This is a genomic window from Pelomonas lactea (assembly GCF_043555885.1).
Lineage (GTDB): Bacteria > Pseudomonadota > Gammaproteobacteria > Burkholderiales > Burkholderiaceae_C > Pelomonas > Pelomonas lactea.
The window spans coordinates 13,587-37,621 of sequence record NZ_JBIGHX010000009.1 but is presented as its reverse complement, the minus strand read 5'-3'; the positions used below and the strand labels follow the sequence as shown (position 1 = coordinate 37,621).

Sequence of the window (24,035 nt, the reverse complement as noted above, 5' to 3'; positions counted from 1 at the left end):
ATGACGGACACGACCTACGACCCGAGCGTGAAGCAAAAAGCCGAGGCCAAGACTTCGCGCATCCCGATCAAGATCGTGCCGGCCGAGGTGCTGAAGAAGCCCGACTGGATCCGGGTGAAGGCCGGCTCGCCCAGCACCCGCTTCTACGAGATCAAGCAGATCCTGCGCGAGCACAAGTTGCACACGGTCTGCGAGGAAGCCTCCTGCCCCAACATCGGCGAGTGCTTCGGCAAGGGCACGGCCACGTTCATGATCATGGGCGACAAGTGCACGCGCCGCTGCCCGTTCTGCGACGTGGGCCACGGCCGCCCGGACCCGCTGGACGTGAACGAGCCGCTGAACCTGGCCAAGACCATCGCGGCGCTGAAGCTGAAGTACGTCGTCATCACCAGCGTCGACCGTGACGACCTCAAGGACGGCGGCGCGGCGCACTTCGCCGAGTGCATCACCAAGACGCGCGAGCTGAGCCCGACGACGCAGATCGAGGTGCTGGTGCCCGACTTCCGCGGCCGCGCCGACCGCGCGCTGAACATCCTGAAGGCCGCGCCGCCGGACGTGATGAACCACAACCTGGAAACCGCGCCGCGCCTGTACAAGGAAGCGCGCCCGGGCTCCGACTACGAGTTCAGCCTGAACCTGCTGAAGCGCTTCAAGGAAGAAGTGCCGGGCGTGCCGACCAAGAGCGGCATCATGGTGGGCCTGGGCGAGACCGACGACGAGATCCGCCAGGTGATGCGCGACATGCGCGCGCACAACATCGACATGATCACCATCGGCCAGTACCTGGCCCCGTCGGGCCACCACCTGCCGGTGCGCCGCTACGTGACGCCCGACGCCTTCAAGCAGTTCGAGAAGGAAGCCTACGAGCTGGGCTTCACGCACGCCGCCGTGGGTGCCATGGTGCGTTCCAGCTACCACGCGGACCAGCAGGCCCACGGCGTGCTGAACCCGACGGCGGCCTAAGCCTCGTTCAGCAGCTGCTCGATCAAGCCGTGCAACGCGGCGAAATCGGGCTCGCCGACGTAGCGCTTGACGATCTCGCCGCGCTTGTTGATGAGGAAGGTCGTCGGCGTCATCTGCACCGGGCCGAAGGCGTTGGCCACGGCGCCGGTGTTGTCGATGGCGACGCCGAACGGCAGCTTGCGCGTCTCGGCGAAGCGGGCGACGAAGGCCGGCGGGTCGTAGCTCATGGCGACCGCCAGCGTGTCGAAGCCGCGGTCCTTGAACTTGCCGTGCGTGGCGATGATCTGCGGCATCTCCTTCACGCAGGTCGCACAGCTGGTGGCCCAGAAGTTCACCAGCATGACCTTGCCGGCCCACTGCTGCGAGCTGGCCTTGCTGCCGTCCAGCAGCACGTAGTTCACGGTGGGCGCCGGCTCCTTGGCGCAGCCGGCCAGCGCGGCAAAGCAGAGGGCGGCGAGGAGGCGGCGGGTCAGCATCGCCGCATTCTAAGAAGGCCGGTCAATTCCGACGCGACAGCTCGAACATCAGCAGCGACGGCAGCGCGTCGGCCAGGTGGCGGCGCGAGATGCGGGCCACGCCGTCGCTGGTGGCGGTGGACAGCTGGGTGCGGTGCTCGCCGTCGAACATCTCGACGAAGGCGAAGTCCGGCGCGTCGCGGCTGATGCCGGCGATGAGCTGCAGCAGCGCCTCGTCCATCAGCGCCGCGTCGAACAGCAGCACATGAGGCAGGCCTTCGCGGCAGAACTGCTCGGCCTCGGCCACGCTGCCGACGGCGTCCACCAGCATGCCCATGTGGCGCAGCGACGCCTGCGCCTCGGCGCGCAGCTCGCGGTGCGCGGCCAGGATCAGCACCTGGCAGCCGGCCAGCGGCCGCGAGTTGCCGCCCAGCCGCTCGGCCTCGGCTTCCAGCTTGGCGTGGGTGCTGTCGGGCGGCGGCGCCTCTTCGGGGGCGAGCTGGTTGAACTCCAGCGTCAGCAGCGTGATGCCGGCCTCCTGCTCGCGCAGCGGCAGCACGCCCAGCGTGAGGGCGGTCTGCTCCAGCAGCCTCCAGGCCAATGAATCCAACCCCGTCGACGCGGCCTGCGGCTCGGGCGCCTCGCCCAGCAGCTCCAGCGAGCGGTGGGCGAAGCGGCAGGACAGGCGCGCCTTCACGGGCCAGGGCGTCAGGTCCAGCCGCAGGTCGACGGAGGAGTGCGTGTTGGCCAGCGCCCAGTCCATCAGTGCGTTCAGCAGCGCGAACAGCAGCGCACCGTCGGCCCAGATTTCCACCGGCTTCAGCGCCTGACGCACCTGCACGCCGCGCGCCTGCGTCTCGCGGCTGCGCTGGGCCAGCACGCTGCGCAGCATCTGCGACAGGTGCTGGCGCTCGCGGTTCAGGCGCAGCCGGCCGGAGGCCAGCCGGGCCAGCTGCTGGCCCAGCATGCCGGCGGTGCGCGCGTCGTCGACGCTGCGGCGCAGCAGGCGCAGGCCGCGGCGGTCGATCTGGCCGGTGGCGGCGAGGTTCTGGATCTGCTCCAGCGCCGCGCTCAGCGGGCCGGCGATCTCGGCGCCCAGTTGCTGGACGATGTCGGCCCACTGCACTGGCGTGGGCTCAGGCATGACATCGTTGGCGGCGCTGACTGGCGCTGAAGAAGGCGGTGTGGACATGACCCCGGGAATACAGATCCGCGGCAGATGGTTCTAGGTTGTAGGCCCACCGCGGTATGAAAGCGCATGCTGGGGACTGGGCGCCCCTTTCTCCATCCCCCAGCCGGGTGGAAACCCTTGGTTCAGGGGTGGGCTTACCCTCGCAACAGCCATGCCCGCACTCAGGCGATGACGCCGGCGGCCCGCCAGGCGGCGATGTCGTCGGCGCTGCAGCCGGCCTCGCGCAGCAGTTCGTCGCTGTGCTGGCCCAGCAGCGGCGGCGCGTGCCGGTACTGCACCGGCGTGGCCGACAGCTTCATGGGACTGGCCACCAGGCGCAGACCGGGCGTCAGCGGGTGCTCCAGCCCGACGACGGCGCCGCGCGCCTGCGCCTGAGGGTCGGCCAGCGCCTCGGCGATGGAGTTGATGGAGCCGCAGGGCACCTTGGCCGCCTCCAGCGCGGCCAGCCAGTCGTTGCGCGGGCGCTGGCGGATGGCGTCCTCCAGCAGCGGCACCAGCACGGCGCGGTGGCGCACCCGTTCGGCGTTGGTGGCGAAGCGCGGGTCCGTCGCCCAGGCTGGGTGGCCGGCGATGTCGCAGAACTTGGCGAACTGGCGGTCGTTGCCGACGGCCAGGATCAGGTGGCCGTCGCTGGCCTCGAACACCTGGTAGGGCACGATGTTCTGGTGCGCATTGCCCATGCGGCCGGGCGCCTTGCCGCTGCACAGGTAGTTGCTGCCCAGGTTGGCGAGCATCGCCAGCTGCGTGTCGAACAAGGCCATGTCGATGACCTGGCCCTGGCCGGTGGCGTCGCGGTGGCGCAGCGCGGCCAGGATGGCGACGGTGGCGTACATGCCGGTGAACAGGTCGGCCACGGCCACGCCGACCTTCTGCGGGCCGCCGCCGGGCAGGTCGTCGCGCTCGCCGGTCACGCTCATCAGCCCGCCCATGCCCTGCACGGCGTAGTCGTAGCCGGCGCGCTCGGCATAGGGGCCCGTCTGGCCGAAGCCGGTGATGGAGCAGATCACCAGGCCGGGGTGCTCGGCCAGCAGGCTTGGCGCGTCCAGCCCGTAGCGGGCCAGGTCGCCCACCTTGAAGTTCTCCACCAGCACGTCCACCTGGCCGGCCAGCTTGCGCACGATGGCCTGACCCTCGGGCGTGGCCAGGTCCACCGCCAGCGAGCGCTTGTTGCGGTTGGCGCCGAGGAAGTAGGCGGCCTCGGACGTGTCCTGGCCGTCGGCGTCCTTCAGATAGGGCGGCCCCCAGGCGCGCGTGTCGTCCCCGCTGCCGGGGCGTTCGATCTTGATGACGTCGGCGCCGAGGTCGGCCAGCGTCTGGGTGCACCAGGGGCCGGCCAGCACGCGTGAGAGGTCCAGCACGCGCACGCCCGCCAGCGCTTGTGGAGTTGGCAGTTTTTGCATCACGGAATTGTCAGGGGGCGGCTGTCGATAATTCGGCGATGCCTCATCGCTTCGTCGCCGGATTTGCCCTAATGCTCGGCCTGCTGGCCGCCTGCCAGCCGGCGTTGAACTGGCGCGAGGTGCGGCCGGCGCAGTCGGGTGCGGTGGCGCTGTTCCCGTGCAAGCCCGACGTCGAGCAGCGCGCCGGCATGGGGCTGGTGCAGTGCGAGGCGGCCGGCAGCCGCTTTGCGCTGTCGTGGGCCGACACGCCGGACGCCGCGCAGGCCGGCGCCGCGCTGAAGGCCATGGCGCAGGCGCTGGCCGCCAAGCTGGGCCAGCCGCTGCCACCGGCGCAGCCGCTGCAGGTGGCCGGCATGACGCCGCTGCCCGAGGCGGGCCAGCACCGCCTGGGCGGCGACGGCGCGGCCACCCGCGTGGCGGTGTTTGCGCATGGCGGCCGGGTCTACCAGGCGGTGATGTCGGGCGCGCGGGACGACGCGCCGGCATGGGAAGCGTTCATCGCCGGGCTGCGCGTCGAGCCCGCCCGCTAACATCGCGCCCCATGCCCAACCTGCTCGTGATCGCCCACGCGCCGCTGGCCTCCGCGCTGCGGCAGGTGGCCGAGCACACCTTTCCCGACTGCGCGCCGACGTTGGCGGTGCTGGACGTGCATCCCGGCCAGTGCGCCGAGGATGTCGAAGCGGCCGCCCGTGCGCTGATGGCCCAGGCCGGCCAGCCCGAGTGGCTGGTGCTGACCGACGTCTTCGGCGCCACGCCCTGCAACGGCGCCCAGCGCCTGGCGGGCGAGCGGGTGCAGGTGCTCACCGGCGTCAGCGTGCCCATGCTGTGGCGCACGCTGTGCTACGCCAGCCAGAAGCCCTTGACCGAGCTGGCCCGCCGGGCCATGCAGGGCGCGGTCACCGGCATCGTCGCCACGCCCCCCTTGCCCCCCGACGAATGATCACCTCCACCCTCACCATCAGCAACAAGCTGGGTCTCCACGCGCGCGCCTCGGCCAAGCTGACCAAGCTGGCCGGCAGCTTCAAGTGCGACGTCTTCATGAGCCGCAACGGCCGGCGCGTGAACGCCAAGAGCATCATGGGCGTCATGATGCTGGCCGCCGGGCTGGGCGCCACGGTGGAGCTGGAGACCGATGGCGAGGACGAGCAGGCCGCGCAGGACGCGATCACCGCCCTGGTCAACGACAAGTTCGGCGAGGGGCAGTGAGCCTGGTCAGGCTCAGCCCGCCAGCCGCCTGAAACGGGCCGGCAGGTCCGCCGTGCGCAGCAGCAGCGGCAGGTCGGCGGTGTTGAAGTCGGGGTCCCACGCGGGCTCGCCCATCAGCCTGGCGCCGCAGCGCAGGTAGCCGCGGATCAGCGCCGGCGGCTCCACCACCAGGTCCTGGCGCAGGTGGGCGATGGGCAGCGGCAGGCGCGGGCGCACCTGGCAGTCGATGGGCGCGAGGTGGGTCGCGGCGATCTGCTTCCACAGGCTGGCCGCGAAATGGCCGCCATCGCGCATGCTGACGCTGGCGCAGCCGATGACGGTGTCCAGACCGTTGCGGGCCATGAACTCGGCCAGTGCGCCCCACAGCGCAATGATGGCGCCGCCGCTGCGGTGGTCGGCGTGCACGCAGGAGCGGCCGATCTCGGCGACGCGTGAGCGCAGGTTGCGCAGCCGGGTCAGGTCGAATTCGGTGTCGCTGTACAGGCCGCCGGCGCGCTTGGCCGCCGCCGGCGTCAGCACGCGGTAGGTGCCGACGACGGGGCCGGGCTCGCCGTCCTCACCGGCCGCGCGCACCAGCAGGTGCTCGCAGTAGGCGTCGAACAGGTCCACGTCCAGCCCGGCCGGCGCATGGCGAGGCGTCGGCAGGCGGGCGCCCATCTCGACGGCGAAGACCTGGTAGCGCAGTGCCTGCGCCTCGCGGACCTCGGACTCGCTGGCGGCCCAGCTCACGGTGAGGCGGGTGGGCGTGGCGCGCTCGGCGCGGTGCAGGGCGGGGGCGTGCGTCAGCGCCTGCGTGACGATTTGGCTGCGGTTCATGCCGCCATGCTGGGCGGCCGGCTTGACGCAGCGGTGAAGGTCCTATGAAAAAACCATGACGCCCGGCGCCGGCGCGAGCGGCTACATTGGCCGCTCGATCTGCGAAAGGGCGCTGCTGATGAGTTTCCAGGTGTTCGGCATTGCGGTCTCGCGTGGCGTGGCCATCGGCCGCGCGGTGCTGGTGGCGTCCAGCCGTGTCGACGTGGCGCACTATTTCGTTGCGCCGGATCAGATCCAGTCCGAGATCGCCCGCCTGCTGCGTGGCCGTGATGCCGTCGCGCGCGAGCTGCAGACGCTGAAGGACGAACTGCCCGACGACGCGCCGCACGAGCTGGCCGCGCTGCTGGACGTGCACCTGATGCTGCTGCACGACGAGGCGCTGACCGGCAGCGCCGCGCAGTGGATCGTCGATCGCCACTACAACGCCGAGTGGGCGCTGTCGGCCCAGCTGGAGGTGCTGGCGCGCCAGTTCGACGAGATGGAGGACGACTACCTGCGTGAGCGCAAGGCCGACCTGGAGCAGGTCGTCGAGCGCGTGCTGGGGGCGCTGACGCACGAGGAGGGCGGCGGCGCCGTGCCCGTCACCGCGCGCGACTTCGGCGGCGAGGACCCGCTGCTGCTGGTGGCCGCCGACATCTCGCCGGCCGACATGATCCAGTTCAAGCGCAGCGTGTTCCGCGGCTTCATCACCGACATCGGCGGCAAGACCTCGCACACGGCCATCGTCGCCCGCAGCATGGACATCCCGGCGGTGGTCGGCACCCGCGAGGCGTCGCGCCTCATCATGCAGGACGACTGGGTCATCATCGACGGTGACGCCGGCACCGTCATCGTCAACCCGTCGCCCATCGTGCTGGAGGAGTACCGCTTCCGCCAGCGCCAGAGCGAGCTGGAGCGCGCCCGCCTGGCGCGGCTGCGGCACACGCCGGCCGTCACGCTGGACGGCGAGCACATCGAGCTGCACGCCAACATCGAGCTGCCGGCCGACGCCGAGGCCGCCGTCGGCGCCGGTGCCACCGGCGTGGGGCTGTTCCGCAGCGAGTTCCTGTTCATGAACCGCGACGGCGAGCTGCCCAGCGAGGAGGAGCAGTTCGTCGCCTACAAGGCTGCCGTCGAGGCGATGAAGGGCATGCCGGTGACGATACGCACCGTCGATATCGGCGCCGACAAGCCGCTGGACCGTCTCAGCGTCTCCGAGCTGCGCCACGAGCATGTGCTGAACCCGGCCATGGGCCTGCGCGCCATCCGCTGGAGCCTGGCCGAGCCCAGCATGTTCCGCCAGCAGCTGCGCGCCATCTACCGGGCCAGCGCCTTCGGCAAGGTGCGGCTGCTGATCCCGATGGTGGCCCACCTGGCCGAGGTGCGGCAGATCATCGAGACGCTGCGCAAGGTGCAGCAGCAGCTGACCGACGCCGGCCACGCGTACACGCGCGTGGAGCTGGGCGTCATGATCGAGATCCCCGCCGCCGCCGTCATGCTGCCGCTGCTGCTGCGCCACGTGGACTTTGTCTCCATCGGCACCAACGACCTGATCCAGTACACGTTGGCCATCGACCGCGCCGACGAGGCCGTGGCCCACCTCTACGACCCCTGGCACCCGGCCGTGCTGCAGCTGATCTCGCAGTCCATCGCGCAGGCCCGCGCGGCGGGCAAGGGCGTCAGCGTCTGCGGCGAGATGGCCGGCGACCCCGACTTCACCGAGCTGCTGCTCGCGATGGGGCTGCGCAGCTTCTCCATGCACCCGTCCCAGATTCCGGCCGTGAAGCAGCGCGTGCTGCGCTCGGACGCGCAGCGCCTGGCGCTGGCGCTGCCGCGCGTGCTCGACAGCGATGACCCGCGTGCGGCGGCCGAGAAGGAGCTCGCCGCCGCGCGCGGCGGCAGCGCGGCCGTTCACTGACGCGGGCGGCGCGCGTCAGCGGCGCGAGCGCCGGTCCAGGCCGATCAGCGCCAGGATGGCCGCCGCCACCAGCACGCCCAGCCCGCTCAGCGTCACGCCGATCGGCACGCCTGCGGCCTCGCAGCCCGCGTAGACGGCCAGCATCGCCAGCACGCTGAGGTTCTCGTTGAAGCCCTGCACGGCGATGGAGCGCCCCGCGCTCAGCAGCGTGGCGCCGCGGTGCTGCAGCAGCGCGTTCAGCGGCACCACCATCGCGCCGCCCACGGCGCCCACCAGGCCCAGCACGGCGGCGGCCAGCGCGACGTCGTGGATCTGCGCGACCACCGGCATCAGCAGCCCCAGCGCCACGCCGGCCCACAGCCCGTGCCGCGCCTGGTGCAGCGCCAGCCAGCGGCCGGCCGCGCCGGCACCGGCGATGACGCCCACCGCCACCGCCGCCTGCAGGTAGGCCGCCTGGCTCAGCGGCAGCGCCAGCGCCTCGCCGGCCCAGCGCAGCACGGCGAACTGCAGCGTCGCGCCCACGCCCCAGAACAGCGTCGTCGCGGCCAGCGACAGGCCGCCCTCGCGGTCGCGCCACAGCGTGCGGTTGGCGGCGCGGAATTCGCGCAGCAGCGCCGCGGCGTCGTGCGACGCGCTGCGCTGGCGCCGGCCGCTGTCGGGAATGCCGGCGTTCAGCGCGCTGCTCAGCGCATAGATCAGCAGCAGCGCGGCCAGCGAGCCGGTCAGCTTGTCGGCCGGCAGGTTCCAGCCGTCGCAGTGGAAGGCCAGCGGCGAGCCCAGCCACAGCGGGCTCACCAGCAGACCGCCCAGCACCGCGCCCAGCAGCGCGGCCGACACGACGGTGATCTCGATCCAGCCATTGGCCTTCACCAGCGCCTCGGGCGCGGCCAGCTCGGTGATGAGACCGTACTTGGCCGGCGCATAGGCCGCCGCGCCCAGGCCCACGACGGCCAGCGCGGCCACCGGGTGCAGGCCCAGCACCATCAGCGCCAGACCGGCGATCTTGACGAGGTTCATGGCCGCCATCACGCGGCCCTTGGCGAAGGCGTCGGCCAGCGGCCCCACCCACGGTGCCAGCACCACGTAGGCGGCCATGAAGCCCACCTTCAGCAGCGGCGCCCACCAGGGCGCGAAGCCCTGCTCGATCAGCAGCGCGATGGCGACGATGAGCAGCGCGTTGTCGGCCAGCGCCGATGCGAACTGTGCGCCGATGACGAGGCCGAAGCCCGGTGGCAGCGCGGCGGCGCGGCCAGGCGCGGCGGTGGGGGAGGTCGTGGCATGCACGGGCGCCGCACTGTGGCGGCGCCGCGTGAAAGGCCGATGACGACGGGGCCGTCAGGGCAGCGGGTGGATGCGCTCCTCGCGGTCCCACTGCCGCGTGGCGGCCGCCGCGACGAAGGCCTGCGCCTTGCCGTCCAGTGCGCAGACGCTGTCGTCCGCCACGAGGTGCAGCGCCTCCACGAGCATCTGGCCGCCGTCGTCGTGGCCGATGGCCTTCAGGTGGGCATAGGCCTGGCGCACGAAGGTGGCTGCGGTGTCGTCCTGCGCGAGCTGCTGCGCGGCCGCGGACGACAGCACCAGCGCGACCGCGTCGAACGCCGCCGCCGGGCTGCCGGCCAGCCGGGCGTCGGCCGGCTGGTGCGTGCCGTCGCTGAGCGTGGCGCCGCCGATGCGCGGCGCCAGCTTCTGCACCTTGGCGCCGGCCTTGCGCAGCGCCTTGTCCACGGCGGCCAGGCGGCGCGCGTCGGAGTCGTCGCTGTAGACGATGGCGACGCAGCGGTCCTGCAGCGAGGGCGGCGTCTTGTCGATCAGGCCCAGCGCCGGCGAGGGCGGCAGATCCTGCACCGGCACGGCGGGCCTGGCGGCCGGCGGCAGCGCGGTCAGGCCCAGCCCGGTGGCGACGCGCCGCGCCAGGTCGGCATCCACCACGCGCAGATGGCCCACCATGCGCTCGCGCACCGCGGGCGTCTCCACCTTGCTCAGCTCGAACACCAGCGCGGCGGCAATGTGGGCCTGCTCCAGCGCGTTCTGGCTGTGGAAGAACTGGCGCGCCTGGCTGTAGTGGTCGGCAAAGCTCTCCGGCCGCACGCGGCCCTTGGCGTCCGGTTCGCCGGGCGCCGCCACGCTCGCAAAGCCGCGCGGCGCCTCGTAAGGCGCGTCGGGCTGCAGGCTGCTGGGCTCGTAGGCCACGCGGCCGGTGGGCACGCGGGTCTGCATGTGGCCGTCGCGGGTCTGCGTGTGGAACGGGCACTTGGGCGCGTTGATGGGCAGCTGGTCGAAGTTGGGCGTGCCCAGTCGCGACAGCTGCGTGTCCAGGTAGCTGAAGAGGCGGCCCTGCAGCAGCGGGTCGTTGGAGAAGTCCACGCCCGGCGGCAGGTTGGCGGGGCAGTAGGCGACCTGCTCGTTCTCGGCGAAATGGTTGGCCGGGTTGCGGTTCAGCGTCATGCGGCCGATGACCTGCAGCGGCACCAGGTCCTCGGGGATGAGCTTGGTGGGGTCCAGGTGGTCGAACGGGAAGGCTGCGGCGTCGGCCTCGGTGAACAGCTGCACGGCCAGGTCCCAGGCGGGGAAGCGGCCGTCCTCGATGGCCGTCCACAGGTCGCGGCGGTGCGCGTCGGGGTCGGCGCCGGCCAGCTGCACGGCCTCGTCCCACAGCGTGCTCTGCAGGCCCAGCACCGGGCGCCAGTGGAACTTGACGAAGCTGCTGCGGCCCCGCGCGTCCACGAGCCGGAAGCTGTGGATGCCGAAGCCCTCCATGAAGCGCAGCGAGCGTGGCAGCGTGCGGTCGCTCATGGCCCACATCACCATGTGCAGGCTCTCGGGCATCAGCGAGATGAAGTCCCAGAACGTGTCGTGCGCCGAGGCGGCCTGCGGGAAGCCGCGGTCCGGCTCCATCTTCACGGCGTGGATGAGGTCGGGGAACTTCATCGCGTCCTGGATGAAGAACACCGGGATGTTGTTGCCCACCAGGTCCCAGTTGCCCTCGGGCGTGTAGAACTTGACCGCGAAGCCGCGCACGTCGCGCGGCGTGTCCACCGAGCCGGCACCGCCGGCCACCGTCGAGAAGCGGGTGAACACCGGCGTCTTCACGCCCACCTCGGTCAGCACGCGCGCGGTCGTGACCTTGGCCAGCGACGTGTGCAGCTCGAACACGCCATGCGCCGCCGAGCCGCGCGCATGCACGATGCGTTCGGGAATGCGCTCGTGGTCGAAGTGCGTGATCTTCTCGCGCAGGATGAAGTCTTCCAGCAGCGTCGGGCCGCGCGCGCCGGCCTTCAGCGAGGTCTGGTTGTTCGTGACCGGCAGGCCCTGGTTGGTCGTCAGCGGCGGGTGCGTGCCGCCCGCCGTGTGGTGCAGTTCGCCGCCGGTGCCGGGGCGGGCCGGGGGCGGGAGGTCGGGGGAGGGGCGCTTGGGCATGGGAACTCCTGGCTCGCCGGATTCGGCAGTTGGCGTCGCACTCTAGGAAGCCGGCCCGACCCGGGGCGTAGGACGGCGCGCCGGATACACCTTGGGTCATCTCGCGGTGCTGTATGCAATTACAGTATCCGCATGGAAGTTCAGGACAAGCTCGCCATCCTGGCCGACGCGGCCAAATACGACGCCTCCTGCGCGAGCAGCGGCACCGAGAAGCGCAACTCCCGCGACGGCAAGAGCCTGGGATCCACCAGCAACGGCATCTGCCACGCCTACACGCCGGACGGGCGCTGCGTGTCGCTGCTCAAGGTGCTGCTGACGAACTGGTGCGTCTACGACTGCCTGTACTGCATCAACCGCAAGAGCAGCGACGTGAAGCGCGCGCGCTTCAGCATCGACGAGGTGGTGCAGCTGACGCTGTCGTTCTACCGGCGCAACGTCATCGAGGGGCTGTTCCTGTCCAGCGGCATCATCCGCACGCCCGACTACACGATGGAGCAGGTCATCGAGGTGGCCCGCCGGCTGCGCGAGGACGAGCATTTCAAGGGCTACATCCACCTGAAGACCATTCCCGACGCATCGCCCGAGCTGGTGGAGCGCGCCGGGCGCTACGCGGACCGGCTGTCCATCAACGTCGAGCTGCCCAGCGCGCAGAGCCTGCAACAGCTGGCGCCGGAGAAGGACGCTGCGGGCATCGAGCGCACGATGTCGCGCATCCACCTGCGGCTGCAGGCTGCGCGCGAGGCGAAGCGCGAGGCCCAGGCGGTGCGCGCGCTGCCCGGCGCGGCCGCGCGCACCGCGCCGCCGCCGCGCTTCGCGCCGGCCGGGCAGAGCACGCAGCTCATCGTCGGCGCCGACGCGTCCGACGACCGCACCGTGCTGCAGCTGTCCAGCCGGCTCTACACGGGCCAGGGGCTGCGGCGCGTCTACTACTCGGCCTACAGCCCCATCCCGCACGCCAGCCGAGCGCTGCCGGCCCAGGCCGCGCCGCTGCTGCGCGAGCACCGGCTCTACCAGGCCGACTGGCTGCTGCGCTTCTACGGCTTCCGGGCCGACGAGATCGTCACCGACGCGGGCTTCCTGTCGCTGCAGCACGACCCCAAGCTGGCCTGGGCGCTGGCCCACCCGGCGCAGTTCCCGCTGGACGTGGACCACGCGCCGCGCGAGCAGCTGCTGCGCGTGCCGGGGCTGGGCGTGGGCTCGGTGGACAAGCTGCTGGCCGCCCGCCAGCACCGCCGGCTGCGCCGTGCCGACCTGCTGTCGCTGGGCCCGCTGGCGCGCAAGGCGCTGCCCTTCGTCGTCGCGGTGGACCACCGCCCCCGCCCCGCCGACCTGCAGGCGCTGGCGCGGCCCGCGGCGGCGCCGCAACAGGCGGCGCTGTTCTGATGCAGCTGCCGCTGCGCTACCCGGCGGACTGGGACGGTTTTGCCGCGCAGCTGCCCGCGCTGCTCGCGGGTGACGACGCCGGCTGGACGCATGACGTGGGCATGCAGGCCGGCCTGTTCGGCGAGTGGGCCGCGACGGAGGCCGGCGAGGCCACCGCATGGCGCCCGCCCGCCGGCTGGGACGCCCTGGGCCGGGCGGTGGCCATGCATGCCGACGACGACCGCTACGCGCGCCTGCTGGCCTTTGCGCGCCGCCTGCAGCACGAGCAAGGGCTGTGGGCCGACGTGCTGGACGCCGACCGCCGCCGGCTGCAGTCCATGGCCCGCCAGGTGGGCCGCGAGATCCACAAGATGCATGCCTTCGTGCGCTTCCGCGAGGTGGCCGACGCGCAGGCGCCGGGCGGCCGGCGGCACGTGGCCTGGTTCGAGCCGGTGCACCACGTGCTGCGGGCGGCGGCGCCGTTCTTCGTGGACCGCTTCGCGCAGCACGCCTGGGCCATCCTGACGCCGCTGGGCTGCCTGCACTGGGACGGCCAGCGCCTCACCGGCGCCGGCCCCGCGAGCCGCGAGGACGCGCCACCCGAAGACGCCGGCGAGGCGCTGTGGCTGACCTACTACCGCAGCATCTTCAACCCGGCCCGCGTCAAGGTGGCGGCAATGAAGAAGGAGATGCCGGTGCGCTACTGGGCGCAGATGCCGGAGACGCAGCTGATCAGCGAACTCATCAAGGATGCGCCGCGGCGCGAGGGGCGCATGCGCGGCGTGTGAGGTACGCCGTCGAGCATGTTCGGGCCGAGCGCCGGGCCGCCCCAAGCCGGCCCGTCGGGCGATGTTGACCGGGCTCGATGGCCGGTCAATCGCCGTCCCCTCGGGGGCTTCGGCCGGACACATTAAGCCCAGTGGGCTCGATGTGCCTGCCGAAGCGCAGCGGCCGCTGGCCGCTGCGCGGTCCCGACCAGACGCGCTCGCGTTCAGCGATGCGCGGCTGGGCGAGGGGCTCGTCAGCCTTTTTCGAATAACAAGGCGAGCTGGCTCGCGATCAGCAGCTCCTGCCGCGTCCACGCGCGCGTGGCGCGGGCGTCCACCAGCCACAGCGCGCCGGCCAACTGGGCGCCGTCGTACAGCGGCACCTCGATGCGCGCCTCGGCGGCGCCGGCCAGGCCGGCCAGTTCGGCGTGGCAGGGGTGCAGCGCGGCGTCGGGCAGTGCCAGCGGGGCGCCGTGGCGGGTCAGCAGGTCCAGGTAGCGCGGTTGGGCCTCCGGGGTGAGGCCGCCAGGGCCCAGCGGCCAGCGGATGACGCTGGCCAGGCCCAGGATGCGGGCGCTCGCCGCCTTCAGCTCGGCCAGCGCCTCCGTGGGCGGCAGCGTGGCCAGGCGCTGGCGCTGGCCGCACAGGTGCAGCAGCAACTCCTCGGGCGTCAGCGGGGCGCCGCCTTCCTCGGCCGGCGGCGCCGCCAGCGTGGTGCGCGCGGGCAGGGAGAGCCGCTCGATCTCGGACTGCAGGGCCAGGTGTTGCCAGAGGTGGTCCAGCGCGCCGGGCGCGTCGCCCTCGGCCTGCAGCAGCTGGGCCAGTTGCAGGTGGGCCTGGCGGGCCTGGGCGCGGGCCTGGATGCGCTGCGCCAGCGCCAGGCCGTGGCGCGTGGAGCGCACGGCGGCGGCGTTGTCGCCGCGGGCCAGCGCAATCTCGGTCCAGGTGCGGCTGGCGGCCGCTTCGAGCCAGGGGTAGCCCTGGCGCGCCGCGATGTCCAGCGCCAGGCGGCAGTCGGCCACGGCCCAATCCATGCGCTGGCGGGCCAGCGCGGCGCGGGCCAGGTGCCAGTGCGCCTCGGCCTCGAACACGCGGTGCTGACCGCGCCGCGCCGCGGCCAGGCCGTGGCTGAAGTGGCGCTCCGCGGCCGGCAGGTCGCCGGTCTCGAAGCTGCCGACGCCGATGTTCAGGGCCAGCTTGGCGGCGAGGTAGCTGTCATCCGTGCCGGCCAGATGCTCGGCGGCGTCGCGCATCTGGCGCAGGCCGCGGGCCCAGTCGGCCTGCGCGTAGTGGATCTGGCCCAGGCCGATGCGCGCGGCGACGCCGGTCTGCAGGTGGCCGCTGACCTCGGCGAGGTCCAGCGCCCGCGACCATTGCTCGCTGGCAAGCTGGTACTCGCCCTGTTGATAGGCGATGCGGCCCAGCGCCTCGCACACGCGCGCGGCCTGCACGGGAAAGTGCCCCGCCGCGGCCAGCGCGCCGGCCTGCTCCAGTGCCGGCAGCAGCTCCAGCGCGCGGCCGCGCGGCTCCAGCAGGCCAAAGCGGGCGTACAGCGCGTCGGCGCCGACAGCGGTGTCGCCGGCCGCGAACGACTGGGCGCTCAGGCGCTCCAGCAGCCGGTCGGCCAGCGCGGGGTGGCGATGCGCCACACGGGCGATGCGGCCCAGCAGGTCGGCCAGCGCATCACTGGCGGCAGGTTGTAGCGTGAACACGGCGGCGGCGTCTGGTTGGTTTCTCACTGGTATTCTTGTTCATCCGGGCGCTTGCCAAACCCGTCCTGGGGCCGGTCCGTAGCCTACTTGAGTGGCCGCAGACCAGTTTAAAACCAATTGACGACCCCTGTCGTTGGTATTAGAGTGGTATCGACTGATTCCCGTCGACCATGCCGCTTGCCCTCGATCCCTCACTTGTGACTTTCCGCGACTCCGGTCGGCCCGCACGCTGGTGGGTCGGCATCGACGGTGGCGGTACCAGCACGCGTGCGCTGGTGGCGGATGCCGATGGCCGGGTGCTGGGCCGCGGCGAGTCCGGCGCGTCGGCGCTGAACCAGGGCGTGGAACAGGCCTGGCGGCATATCGCCGAGGCCATCGCACGTGCCGGCGTGCCGGGTTTGCAGCTGCGGGATTGTGCGCTCGGCCTGGGTTTGTCGGGCACCGGCGTGCCGGCGCAGCTGCAGGGTTTCGTGGCGGCCGATCCGGGTGTGGCGAGGCTGGCGCTCGTCACCGACGGTTTTGCCGGCCTGCTGGGCGCGCACGGCGGCCGGCCGGGCGGGCTGCTGATCTCGGGCACCGGCTCGGTGGCCGAGGCGCTGCTGGAAGACGGCTCGCACCGCATGACCGGCGGCTGGGGCTGGCAGATCGGCGATGAAGGCAGCGGCGCCTGGCTGGGCCAGCAGGCCATGAAGGTGGCGCAGGCCGCCTATGACAACCGTGCGCCGCGCGGCACGCTGGCTGACAGCGTTTACGCCGTGACGGGCCCCACCCGCGAAGAACTGCTGGCCTACTGCGCCCAGGCCGGGCAGGGTGGCTATGCCAGCCTGGCCCGGCTGGTGTTTGAGAGCGAGGCCAGTGACCCCGCCGCGGCGGCCCTGCTCGATGCCGGCGCCCGTGCGCTGGACCAACTGGCACTGTCCCTGCATCCCACCCTGCCGCTGGCGCTGGCCGGCAGCATCGCGTTGCGCCTGGCGCCACGCTTGAGCGCGGCCTTGCAGTCCCGCCGTGTCGAACCCCAGGGCGATGCCGTTGCCGGCGCGCTCTGGCTGATTCAACAACAAAGAACCATCACCGCATGAGCGCAGTTTTCGACTTCAAGGCTGATCCCAACGCGGCCTCGCCGCTGTACATGCAGCTGGCGCAGAGCCTGGCCACGGCCATCCGTGACGGCGTGTTCCATGCCGACGAGGCACTGCCCAGCGAGCGCGTGCTGGCCGAGCAGCTGGAGTTGTCGCGCGTGACCGCGCGCAAGGCCATCGACCGGCTCGTGGAGCAGGGCCTCATCATCCGCAAGCGCGGCTCGGGCAACTACATCGCGCCCAAGCTGGAGCAGCCGCTGACGCGCCTGACCAGCTTCTCCGAAGAGCTGCACCAGCGCGGCTTCGTGCCGGGCTCGCGCTGGCTGCTGCGCGGCTTCACGCCGGCGGCGCCGGACGAGCAGCTGTCGCTGGAACTGAAGAGCGGCGAGCGCGTCGCGCGGCTGGAACGGCTGCGGCTGGCGGACTCTGTCGTCATGGCCTACGAGGTGAGCGTGCTGCCGCAGAGCGTGCTGCCCGATCCGCAGAAGGTCGAGGCGTCGCTGTACACCCACCTGGGCGACCGCGCCCCGGTGCGCGCGCTGCAGCACATCCGCGCGCTGAATGCGGACGCGAAGCTGGCCGGTCTGCTGGAAGTGCCGTTAGGCGCCGCCGTGCTGTTCATCACCCGCGTGGGTTACCTGTCCTCGGGCCAGGCCGTCGAGCTGACGCATTCCTACTGCCGCAGCGACTACTACGACTTCGTCGCCGAGATGCGCAGGGACTGACGTGACACGACTCGAAGGCGACATCGTCACGCCGCAGGGCGTGATCGCCGGCCACCTGGACCTTGCGAACGGCCGCATCCAGGCCGTGCACGGCACGCCCATCGCGGCAGAACGGGCGGGCGAGCGCGGCCGGCCCGTGCTGCTGCCCGGCTTCATCGACATCCATGTGCACGGCGGCGGCGGCCGCGACACGATGGAGGGCGGTGACGCGATCGATGCCATCGCGCGCCGCCATGTGCGGCATGGCACGACCGGCCTGCTGGCGACGACGATGACGGCGCCGCTGGCCGACATCGAGTCGGCGCTGCGCGCGCTGGGGCCGGTGTGCCGCGAGCGCGGCGCGCAGTCGGCGCGCGTGCTGGGCGTGCACCTTGAAGGGCCCTACATCAGCCCGGGGCGGCTGGGCGCGCAGCCCGCCTACGCCATCCCGGCCACGCTGGACGAGGTGTTGCGGCTGAACGCGCTGGCCCCCATCAAGGTGCTGACCCTCGCGCCGGAGATGGAAGGGCACCTGGCCCTTATCGGCCCGTTGCGCGACGCCGGCATCCGCGTGCAGATCGGCCACAGCAACGGCAGCTACGACGACGGCGTGGCCGCGCTGAACGCCGGCGCGTCGGGCTTCACCCACCTCTTCAACGCCATGACGGGCCTGCATCACCGCGAGCCCGGCATGGTGGGCGCGGCACTGGCCCATGGCCAGCATGCCGAGCTCATTCCCGACCTGCTGCACGTGCACCCTGGCGCCATCCGCGCCGCGCTGCGCTGCATTCCCCACCTGTTCTGCGTGACCGACTCGACGGCCGCGGCCGGCATGCCCGATGGCGAGTACCGCCTGGGCGAGCACATGGTGCAGAAGTGCCTGGGCGGCGTGCGCCTGCCCGACGGCACGCTGGCCGGCAGCGCGCTGACGATGGACCAGGCGCTGCGCAACCTCGTGCACAAGCTGGACCTGCGGCTGCCCGACGCCGTGCGGCGCGTGGCGACCGCTGCGGCGGATTACCTGGGCCTCGCGGACCGAGGCCGGCTGGCCGTGGGTGCGTGGGCGGATGTGGTCGTGATGGATGCCGGGCTCGCGCTGCGGCGCGTGTTTGTGGAAGGTGAGGAGATCGATGTCGTCGCTGATGCTTGAGGAGGCGCTGAGTGCGCCGGACGTGGTGGCCCGCCAGCTGGCCGCCGACCCGCTGAGTTACGCCCGCCTGGGCCAGGCGCTGCAGGAGGTGCCGCCCACCAGCGTGCTGACCATCGCGCGCGGCAGCTCCGACCACGCCGCCCACTACCTGGCGTATCTCGTCATGGCGCGGCTGGGCCGGCTGGTCACGTCGCTGCCCATGTCGCTGATCACGCTGTACCAGAGCCGCATCCACTGCGAGAGCCTGCTGTCGCTGGCGTTCTCGCAGTCGGGCCAGAGCCCCGACCTGATCGCGCCGACGCAGTTCTTCCGCGCCGGCGGTGCGCGCACGGTGGCCTTCGTCAACGCCAGCGGCTCGCCGCTGGCGGCCGCGGCCGAGCATGTGTTCGAGCTGCATGCCGGCCCCGAGAAGAGCGTGGCCGCCACGAAGAGCTACATCGCGCAACTGGTGGCCGGCGCGCGCGTCGTGGCCGCGTGGCAGCAGGACGACGCGCTGCGTGCCGCGCTGAACGTGCTGCCCATCGCGCTGGAGCAGGCGGCCAAGCAGGACTGGAGCGCTGCGCTGCCGGTGCTGAAGGAAGAGAACCGCCTGTTCGTGCTGGGCCGCGGCACGGGCCTGGCCGTCGCGATGGAAGCGGCGCTGAAGCTGAAGGAAACCTGCGGCATCCAGGCCGAGGCGTTCTCGGGCGCCGAGGTCAAGCACGGCCCGATGGCGCTGGTGCGCGACGGCTACCCGCTGCTGGTGTTCGCGCCGCGCGGCCCGGCGCAGGCCGGCCTGCTGGCCATTGCCGACGAGATGCGCCAGCGCGGCGGCCGCGTGCTGCTGGCGGCCCCCATCGGCACGCCGGGCGCCGAGCTGCCCCTGGTCACGACCGGCAACGAAGACCTCGACCCCATCGCGCTGGTGCAGAGCTTCTACCCGATGGTGGAAGCGCTGGCGCGGGCCCGCGGCTTCAACCCTGACGTGCCGCCCAACCTGGCCAAGGTCACCAAGACTCACTGAGGACTGCCATGAGCAACTTCGATCCCGGCCGCCTCGTGATGGTCGACATCCCGGGCCAGAGCCTCGACGCCGAGACCGCCGCCTTCCTGCGCGAGCAGAAGATCCGTTCGGTCTGCCTGTTCCGCAAGAACCTCGGCACCGAGGACGAGGTGAGGGCGCTGGTCAGCGACCTCATCGACGTGCTGGGCCCCGAGGCGCTCATCGGCATCGACCAGGAAGGCGGCGCCGTCGTGCGCGCCACGTTCCTGCCGCAGCCGCCGTCGGCCATGGCGCTGGGCGCCAGCGGCGACGCCGCGCGGGCCGAGGCCGTGGGCGCGGCCGTCGCGCGCGGGCTGAAGTCGCTGGGCATCAACTGGAACTTCGCGCCGGTGCTGGACGTCAACAACAACCCGGCCAACCCGGTCATCGGCGAGCGCAGCTTCTCCAATGACCCGGCGGAGGTCAGCTGCCTGGCCGCGGCGTGGATGCGCGGCTCGCTGTCGGCCGGCGTGGCCTGCTGCGTGAAGCACTTCCCCGGGCACGGCGACACGCATGTGGACTCGCACCACGCGCTGCCCACGGTGGACAAGAGCCGCGCCGAGCTGGACGCGCTGGAGCTGGCGCCGTTCAAGGCGCTGGCCGGTCAGGCGCCGGCCATGATGACGGCGCACATCGTCTACCCGCAGATCGACCCCGAGCGGCCGGCCACGCTGTCGCCCGAGCTGCTGGGCGGCATCCTGCGCCGCGACTGGGGCTACGACGGTGTCGTCATCACCGACGCCCTGATGATGAAGGCCGTGGCCGAGCGCTTCGGCTACGCCAAGAGCGCCGTGATGGCCATTGAGGCCGGCGCTGACATGGTGCTGGCGCAGGGCTCGCTGGCCGAGCAGCTGGTGGCCATCAACGCGCTGCGCGATGCCTTCGCCAGCGGCCGGCTGACGGCGCAGCAGGGCGAGGTCGCCAACGCGCGGCTGGACAAGCTGGCCGCGGCCTACCCGGCCCGCGTGGTGGGCGATGCCGCCGCGCGTGCGTCCGACCACGCGCTGATGGCCGAGGCCTGGGCCGCCGGCCTGACCGCGCTGCGTGGCGCCAGGCCGCCGGCGCTGTCTGCGCCCATCCGCGTCATCGTGCAGGGCGACGTGCCCACCGACATGGTCTCCGAGGCCGGCCCCACGGGCCGCCAGGCGGTCGCACTGTTCGACGCGTTCACCGACGCCCAGGTGCAGATGGTGGACGACATCGCGCTGCTGGACTGGCGCCGCGTGCCGCAGGACGGTCGCGTCAACGTGCTGGTGTCCACGCGCCGCGCGCGCTACGGCCTCACGGCTGCCGAGTGGCGGCCCGACCTGCACCTGTCGCTGTGGAACCCCTACCAGGCGCTGGACGTCGCCGGCCCCACGGTGCTGAGCTGGGGCTTCGCACCGGGCGCGCTGGCCGCGCTCAAGGCGTGGCTGGAGGGCCGCACGCAGGCCACCGGGCACGCGCCGCAAGGGCTGCAGTGATGGAGCAGGTCAAGACACCCATGCGGTGGATCCCGACCCTGTACTTCGTGCAGGGCATGCAGTTCTTCGTCGTCATGCTCATCGCGGGCCTGATGTTCAAGAACCTGGGTGTGGCCAACGACCAGATCGCGCGCTGGACGGCGGTGCTGGGCCTGGCCTGGGCCATCAAGCCGCTGTGGAGCCCGTTCCTGGAACTGCTGCGCAGCAAGAAGCTCATCGTCGTCGCCGCGCAGTACGTGGGTGCCGCCGGCCTGGGCCTGATGGCGTTGGCGCTGCACCTGCCGCACTGGTTCGGCGCGGCCATCATCGTGCTGTTCCTGATCGCCTACGCGTCGGCCACGCACGACATCGCCTGCGACGGCCTCTACATGGCGTCGCTGGACAGCAAGCGCCAGGCCAGCTACGCGGGCTGGCAGGGTGCGTTCTTCAACGGTGCGCGCTTCTTCATCACGGGCGTGGTGCTGAAGCTGGCGGGCTATCTGGAAGGCCAGGTCGGCGCGTTCAACGCGTGGTCCAGCGTGTTCCTGCTGTTGTGCGTGCTGGTGACCGTGCTGGCCACCTACAACGCCAAGTTCCTGCCCGGCACGCTGAGCACCGAGCACAGCGACCTGACGGCCTCAGGCGTCGCGGCCATGCTGAAGGATGTCGTCAGCGACTTCTTCAGCAAGCCCGGCATCTGGCTGGCCGTGCTGTTCATCATCCTGTTCCGCCTCGCCGAAGGCCAGGTGCAGACCATCGGCCCGCTGTTCCTGCTGGAAGCCCGCGACAAGGGCGGCCTGGGCCTGACGACGGGGCAGGTCGCGGACGTCTATGGCTGGGTGGGCACGGGAGCCTTCCTCGTCGGCTCGGTGCTGGGCGGCTACCTGACCAGCGCGCTGGGCCTGAAGCGCGCGATGCCGCTGCTGCTCATCGCGATGATGGTGCCCAACGCGACGTTCTACTACCTGGCCAGCGCGCTGCCGCAGGACATGATCCACATCGGCGCGGCCGTCGGCATCGAGATGCTGGGCTACGGCTTCGGCTTCGTCGGCATGATCCTGTACATCATGCAGGCCGTGGCGCCGGGCCGCTACCAGACGGCCCACTACGCGCTGGGCTCGGGCGTCATGCAGCTGGGCTTCATCTTCGCCAAGTTCATCAGCGGCGACATCCAGGTCAGCGTGGGCTACGAGCATTTCTTCGCGTGGACCATCGCCTGCGGCGTGCTGCCGCTGCTGCTGCTGCTGTGGGTGCCTATGCCGCGTGGCGACAAGGTGCAGGCCGAGGCGGTGCCGGCATGAGGGCCGCTGTCCTGACCACCGGCCTGCTGCTGGCCGCGGCGCCGGCGCTGGCGACGTCGACCTGGGGCGAGTACTTCGACGACTTCTCGCAGAAGGATCTCGACGCGCTGCGCGCCAGCGGCTGGGTGCTGCGCGACGGCACGGGCCACCCGGGCCTGCCGGGCTCGCGCTTCTCCCCGGCTCAGCTCGCGCTGGACGGCGGCCTGCTCAGGCTCAAGCTGACGACCGACGGCACGCCGGCCAACACCACGCTGGCGCAGCTGTGCGCGGCGCGCAAGTTCCTCATCGGCACGACGACGGCTCGCGTGCGGCTGCGCGACACGGCCGGCTCGCGCGACCCCATCGTGCAGGCCTTCTACCTGGCCAGCCCTCTGCGCCACGACTACGACCCCGACTTCAGCGAGGTCGACTTCGAGTACCTGCCGCACGGCGGCTGGGGCAGCCCCGACACGCGGCTGTACGGCGTCAGCTGGCAGACCGTACGCGTGGACCCCTGGCAGTCGTTCAACCAGGCGTCGCAGCTGCCCGGTTCCTTTGACGGCTGGCAGCTGCTGACGGTGCAGGTGGAGGCCACGCGCACGCGCCACTACGTCAACGGCCGGCTGCTGGGCGAACACACCGGCCGCAACGTGCCGGCCAAGCCCATGGCCATCAGCTTCAACCACTGGCTGGCCGCGGGCGCCGTGGCCGGTGCGCCGCGTGAGTACCAGTTCGACGTCGACTGGGTGCTGCACCAGGCCGGCAAGTCCGTCGAGCCCGACGCGATGCAGGCGCGTGCCGAGCAACTGCGCAAGCAGGGCGTGGCGCGCCAGGACACCGTGCCCGATGCGGGGCTGAAGAGCGAGTGCAACCTATGAGGAAGATCCTGATCGCCGCGCTGGCGCTGGCTGCCGCCGTCACCGTGCAGGCGCAGGCCCAGCCTGTCGTCGGCACCTACATCCTGGCCGAGCGCGGCGTGGGCGTCGTCGAGCAGTTGAAGCCCGGCCGCGTGTCGCACATCCTGTACGCCTTCCTGCTGATCTGCGGCGAAGGCCAGCGCAAGGAGGAGGCCGCCGCCTGCGCGGGCAAGCCCGGCTTCAGCATCGCGCCGCATGCCGATCAGGACACGTTCTCCGCAGCGTTCCAGCGCCTGAAGCAACGCGACCCGGCGGTGCAGGTGCTGGCCTCGGTGGGCGGCTGGGGCGGGTCGGACCCGTTCTTCCACCTCGCCGCCACGGCCGCTGGCCGCGCGGCCTTCGTGAAGCACGCAACCGACTGGCTGCGCGCACACCCGGGCTTCGACGGGCTGGACATCGACTGGGAGCACCCCGGCAACAACGGCGCGTCCAACGGCGTGCAGCTGGGCAGCCCGGCCGACGGCGAACACTTCGTGGCGCTGCTGCAGGACCTGCGCACAGGCCTGGACACGCTGGGCCGCGACACCGGCCGGCGCTACGCGCTGACGGTGGCCATCAACTCGTCCCGCGAGCAGCTGGCCCGCATGCCCATGGGCCGCGCGGCGGCGTCGCTGGACCTCGTCTTCATGATGACCTACGACTTCACCGGCCCGTGGACCAAGCACGCCGGCAACCACACCGCGCTGCGCAGCGCCCGGCCCGGCAGCGACGCCAGCCTGGAGGCGCAGGTGGCCGGCCTGAAGGCCGCCGGCGTGCCCGCCGCCAAGATGGTGGCCGGCGTGGCGATGTACGGCCGCGGCTTTGACGGCGTGAAGGCCGACGGCAGCTACGACAAGCCCTGGCCCAATGCTGACGGGTCCGTCGCGTTCAAGGACATCGACGCGCTGAAGGCGCAGGGCATGAAGCCGCGCTTCGACAAGGCCACGCAGTCCTGGGCCATGGTGGGCAACGGCCGGTTCGTCGGCTACGACGACCCGCGTGCCGTGCGCGCCAAGGTCGCGTTCGCGAAGCGGGCCGGCCTGGCCGGCGTGTTCGCGTGGGAGCTGACGCAGGACGACGGCCGGTTGCTGGACGCGATGAATCTGATGGCGAGGTGATGCCCGTCGCCCAGTCTTGCCGCGCTGAACGCGGGCAAACCTGGTCGGTCTTGCAGACCGCGCTGCGGCCTGGGCCGCAGCCCTTCGGCAGGCACGGCGCGCCCGCCGGGCGCACCATGTCCGGCCTCAGCCCCCAAGGGGACGAGGCCACCGACGGC

Annotated in this window: 22 protein-coding genes; 15 read left to right on the top strand and 7 right to left on the bottom strand. The window is 71.9% G+C overall.

Features of this window, described 5'->3' with window-relative positions:
• Window positions 1–963: a lipoyl synthase gene (lipA, locus tag ACG04Q_RS21255; RefSeq protein ID WP_394513395.1), complete on the top strand. Its 963-nt coding sequence runs from the start codon at window positions 1–3 to the stop codon at window positions 961–963.
• On the opposite strand, the gene ACG04Q_RS21250 is transcribed toward lipA, so the two are convergent.
• The 3 genes from ACG04Q_RS21250 to ACG04Q_RS21240 form a co-directional block, all read right to left on the bottom strand.
• A complete protein-coding gene (locus ACG04Q_RS21250; RefSeq protein ID WP_394513394.1) occupies window positions 960–1,439 on the bottom strand; it encodes a TlpA disulfide reductase family protein in 480 nt (159 codons plus the stop codon). The genes lipA and ACG04Q_RS21250 overlap by 4 nt on opposite strands.
• 22 nt (window positions 1,440–1,461) lie before the next feature.
• Complete coding sequence (locus ACG04Q_RS21245; RefSeq protein ID WP_394513393.1) at window positions 1,462–2,562, bottom strand: hypothetical protein; 1,101 nt, start codon at window positions 2,560–2,562, stop codon at window positions 1,462–1,464.
• Window positions 2,563–2,771: 209 nt separating this feature from the next.
• Window positions 2,772–4,010, bottom strand: coding sequence for a CaiB/BaiF CoA transferase family protein (locus ACG04Q_RS21240; protein ID WP_394513391.1), 1,239 nt, complete (start codon window positions 4,008–4,010; stop codon window positions 2,772–2,774).
• 38 nt (window positions 4,011–4,048) lie between these two features.
• Between ACG04Q_RS21240 and ACG04Q_RS21235 the strand changes: the two genes are divergently transcribed.
• The 3 genes from ACG04Q_RS21235 to ACG04Q_RS21225 are packed head-to-tail and all read left to right on the top strand — an operon-like array spanning window position 4,049 to window position 5,216.
• On the top strand, window positions 4,049–4,540 hold the full coding sequence (locus tag ACG04Q_RS21235) for a hypothetical protein (RefSeq protein ID WP_394513389.1): 492 nt from the start codon (window positions 4,049–4,051) through the stop codon (window positions 4,538–4,540).
• 11 nt (window positions 4,541–4,551) lie between these two features.
• Window positions 4,552–4,950, top strand: coding sequence for a PTS sugar transporter subunit IIA (locus ACG04Q_RS21230; protein WP_394513387.1), 399 nt, complete (start codon window positions 4,552–4,554; stop codon window positions 4,948–4,950).
• The gene (locus ACG04Q_RS21225) at window positions 4,947–5,216 is read left to right on the top strand and encodes an HPr family phosphocarrier protein (RefSeq protein WP_394513386.1); all 270 of its coding nucleotides are present in this window, start codon (window positions 4,947–4,949) and stop codon (window positions 5,214–5,216) included. The genes ACG04Q_RS21230 and ACG04Q_RS21225 overlap by 4 nt, the downstream gene beginning before the upstream one ends.
• Before the next feature lie 12 nt (window positions 5,217–5,228).
• On the opposite strand, the gene ACG04Q_RS21220 is transcribed toward ACG04Q_RS21225, so the two are convergent.
• Complete coding sequence (locus ACG04Q_RS21220; protein ID WP_394513384.1) at window positions 5,229–6,032, bottom strand: GNAT family N-acetyltransferase; 804 nt, start codon at window positions 6,030–6,032, stop codon at window positions 5,229–5,231.
• A 118-nt stretch (window positions 6,033–6,150) separates the two neighbouring features.
• Here ACG04Q_RS21220 and ptsP point away from each other — a divergent pair, with 118 nt between their 5' ends.
• Window positions 6,151–7,929 carry a phosphoenolpyruvate--protein phosphotransferase gene (gene ptsP, locus ACG04Q_RS21215; RefSeq protein WP_394513729.1) on the top strand — a complete coding sequence of 593 codons (1,779 nt, stop codon included), beginning with the start codon at window positions 6,151–6,153 and terminating at the stop codon, window positions 7,927–7,929.
• A gap of 15 nt (window positions 7,930–7,944) precedes the next feature.
• Here the strand turns inward: ptsP and lplT are convergent, their stop codons facing one another.
• Window positions 7,945–9,213, bottom strand: coding sequence for a lysophospholipid transporter LplT (gene lplT, locus ACG04Q_RS21210; RefSeq protein ID WP_394513382.1), 1,269 nt, complete (start codon window positions 9,211–9,213; stop codon window positions 7,945–7,947).
• A gap of 51 nt (window positions 9,214–9,264) precedes the next feature.
• Window positions 9,265–11,346: a catalase gene (locus ACG04Q_RS21205; protein WP_394513381.1), complete on the bottom strand. Its 2,082-nt coding sequence runs from the start codon at window positions 11,344–11,346 to the stop codon at window positions 9,265–9,267.
• A 132-nt stretch (window positions 11,347–11,478) separates the two neighbouring features.
• On the opposite strand from ACG04Q_RS21205, the gene ACG04Q_RS21200 reads away from it, so the two are divergent.
• A complete protein-coding gene (locus tag ACG04Q_RS21200; protein ID WP_394513379.1) occupies window positions 11,479–12,729 on the top strand; it encodes a putative DNA modification/repair radical SAM protein in 1,251 nt (416 codons plus the stop codon).
• On the top strand, window positions 12,729–13,496 hold the full coding sequence (locus tag ACG04Q_RS21195; protein WP_394513378.1) for a TIGR03915 family putative DNA repair protein: 768 nt from the start codon (window positions 12,729–12,731) through the stop codon (window positions 13,494–13,496). The genes ACG04Q_RS21200 and ACG04Q_RS21195 overlap by 1 nt, the downstream gene beginning before the upstream one ends.
• Window positions 13,497–13,729: 233 nt before the next feature.
• On the opposite strand, the gene ACG04Q_RS21190 is transcribed toward ACG04Q_RS21195, so the two are convergent.
• On the bottom strand, window positions 13,730–15,214 hold the full coding sequence (locus ACG04Q_RS21190; RefSeq protein ID WP_394513376.1) for an ATP-binding protein: 1,485 nt from the start codon (window positions 15,212–15,214) through the stop codon (window positions 13,730–13,732).
• 170 nt (window positions 15,215–15,384) lie between these two features.
• Between ACG04Q_RS21190 and ACG04Q_RS21185 the strand changes: the two genes are divergently transcribed.
• The 8 genes from ACG04Q_RS21185 to ACG04Q_RS21150 are packed head-to-tail and all read left to right on the top strand — an operon-like array spanning window position 15,385 to window position 23,877.
• Window positions 15,385–16,266, top strand: coding sequence for a glucosamine kinase nucleotide-binding domain-containing protein (locus ACG04Q_RS21185; RefSeq protein WP_394513375.1), 882 nt, complete (start codon window positions 15,385–15,387; stop codon window positions 16,264–16,266).
• Window positions 16,263–16,991 (top strand): GntR family transcriptional regulator, encoded by a 729-nt coding sequence (locus ACG04Q_RS21180; RefSeq protein ID WP_394513374.1) that lies wholly within the window; start codon window positions 16,263–16,265, stop codon window positions 16,989–16,991. The genes ACG04Q_RS21185 and ACG04Q_RS21180 overlap by 4 nt, the downstream gene beginning before the upstream one ends.
• A 1-nt stretch (window position 16,992) precedes the next feature.
• A complete protein-coding gene (gene nagA / locus ACG04Q_RS21175) occupies window positions 16,993–18,120 on the top strand; it encodes an N-acetylglucosamine-6-phosphate deacetylase (RefSeq protein WP_394513372.1) in 1,128 nt (375 codons plus the stop codon).
• Window positions 18,101–19,123: an SIS domain-containing protein gene (locus tag ACG04Q_RS21170; protein ID WP_394513370.1), complete on the top strand. Its 1,023-nt coding sequence runs from the start codon at window positions 18,101–18,103 to the stop codon at window positions 19,121–19,123. The genes nagA and ACG04Q_RS21170 overlap by 20 nt, the downstream gene beginning before the upstream one ends.
• An 8-nt stretch (window positions 19,124–19,131) precedes the next feature.
• Window positions 19,132–20,604, top strand: a complete 1,473-nt coding sequence (gene nagZ / locus ACG04Q_RS21165; RefSeq protein ID WP_394513368.1) for a beta-N-acetylhexosaminidase — start codon at window positions 19,132–19,134, stop codon at window positions 20,602–20,604.
• A gap of 20 nt (window positions 20,605–20,624) precedes the next feature.
• Window positions 20,625–21,884: an MFS transporter gene (locus ACG04Q_RS21160; RefSeq protein ID WP_394513367.1), complete on the top strand. Its 1,260-nt coding sequence runs from the start codon at window positions 20,625–20,627 to the stop codon at window positions 21,882–21,884.
• Complete coding sequence (locus ACG04Q_RS21155; RefSeq protein WP_394513366.1) at window positions 21,881–22,741, top strand: glycoside hydrolase family 16 protein; 861 nt, start codon at window positions 21,881–21,883, stop codon at window positions 22,739–22,741. The genes ACG04Q_RS21160 and ACG04Q_RS21155 overlap by 4 nt, the downstream gene beginning before the upstream one ends.
• Complete coding sequence (locus tag ACG04Q_RS21150; RefSeq protein ID WP_394513364.1) at window positions 22,738–23,877, top strand: glycoside hydrolase family 18 protein; 1,140 nt, start codon at window positions 22,738–22,740, stop codon at window positions 23,875–23,877. Before ACG04Q_RS21155 ends, ACG04Q_RS21150 begins: the two co-directional genes overlap by 4 nt.
• The last annotated feature ends 158 nt before the right edge of the window (window positions 23,878–24,035 follow it).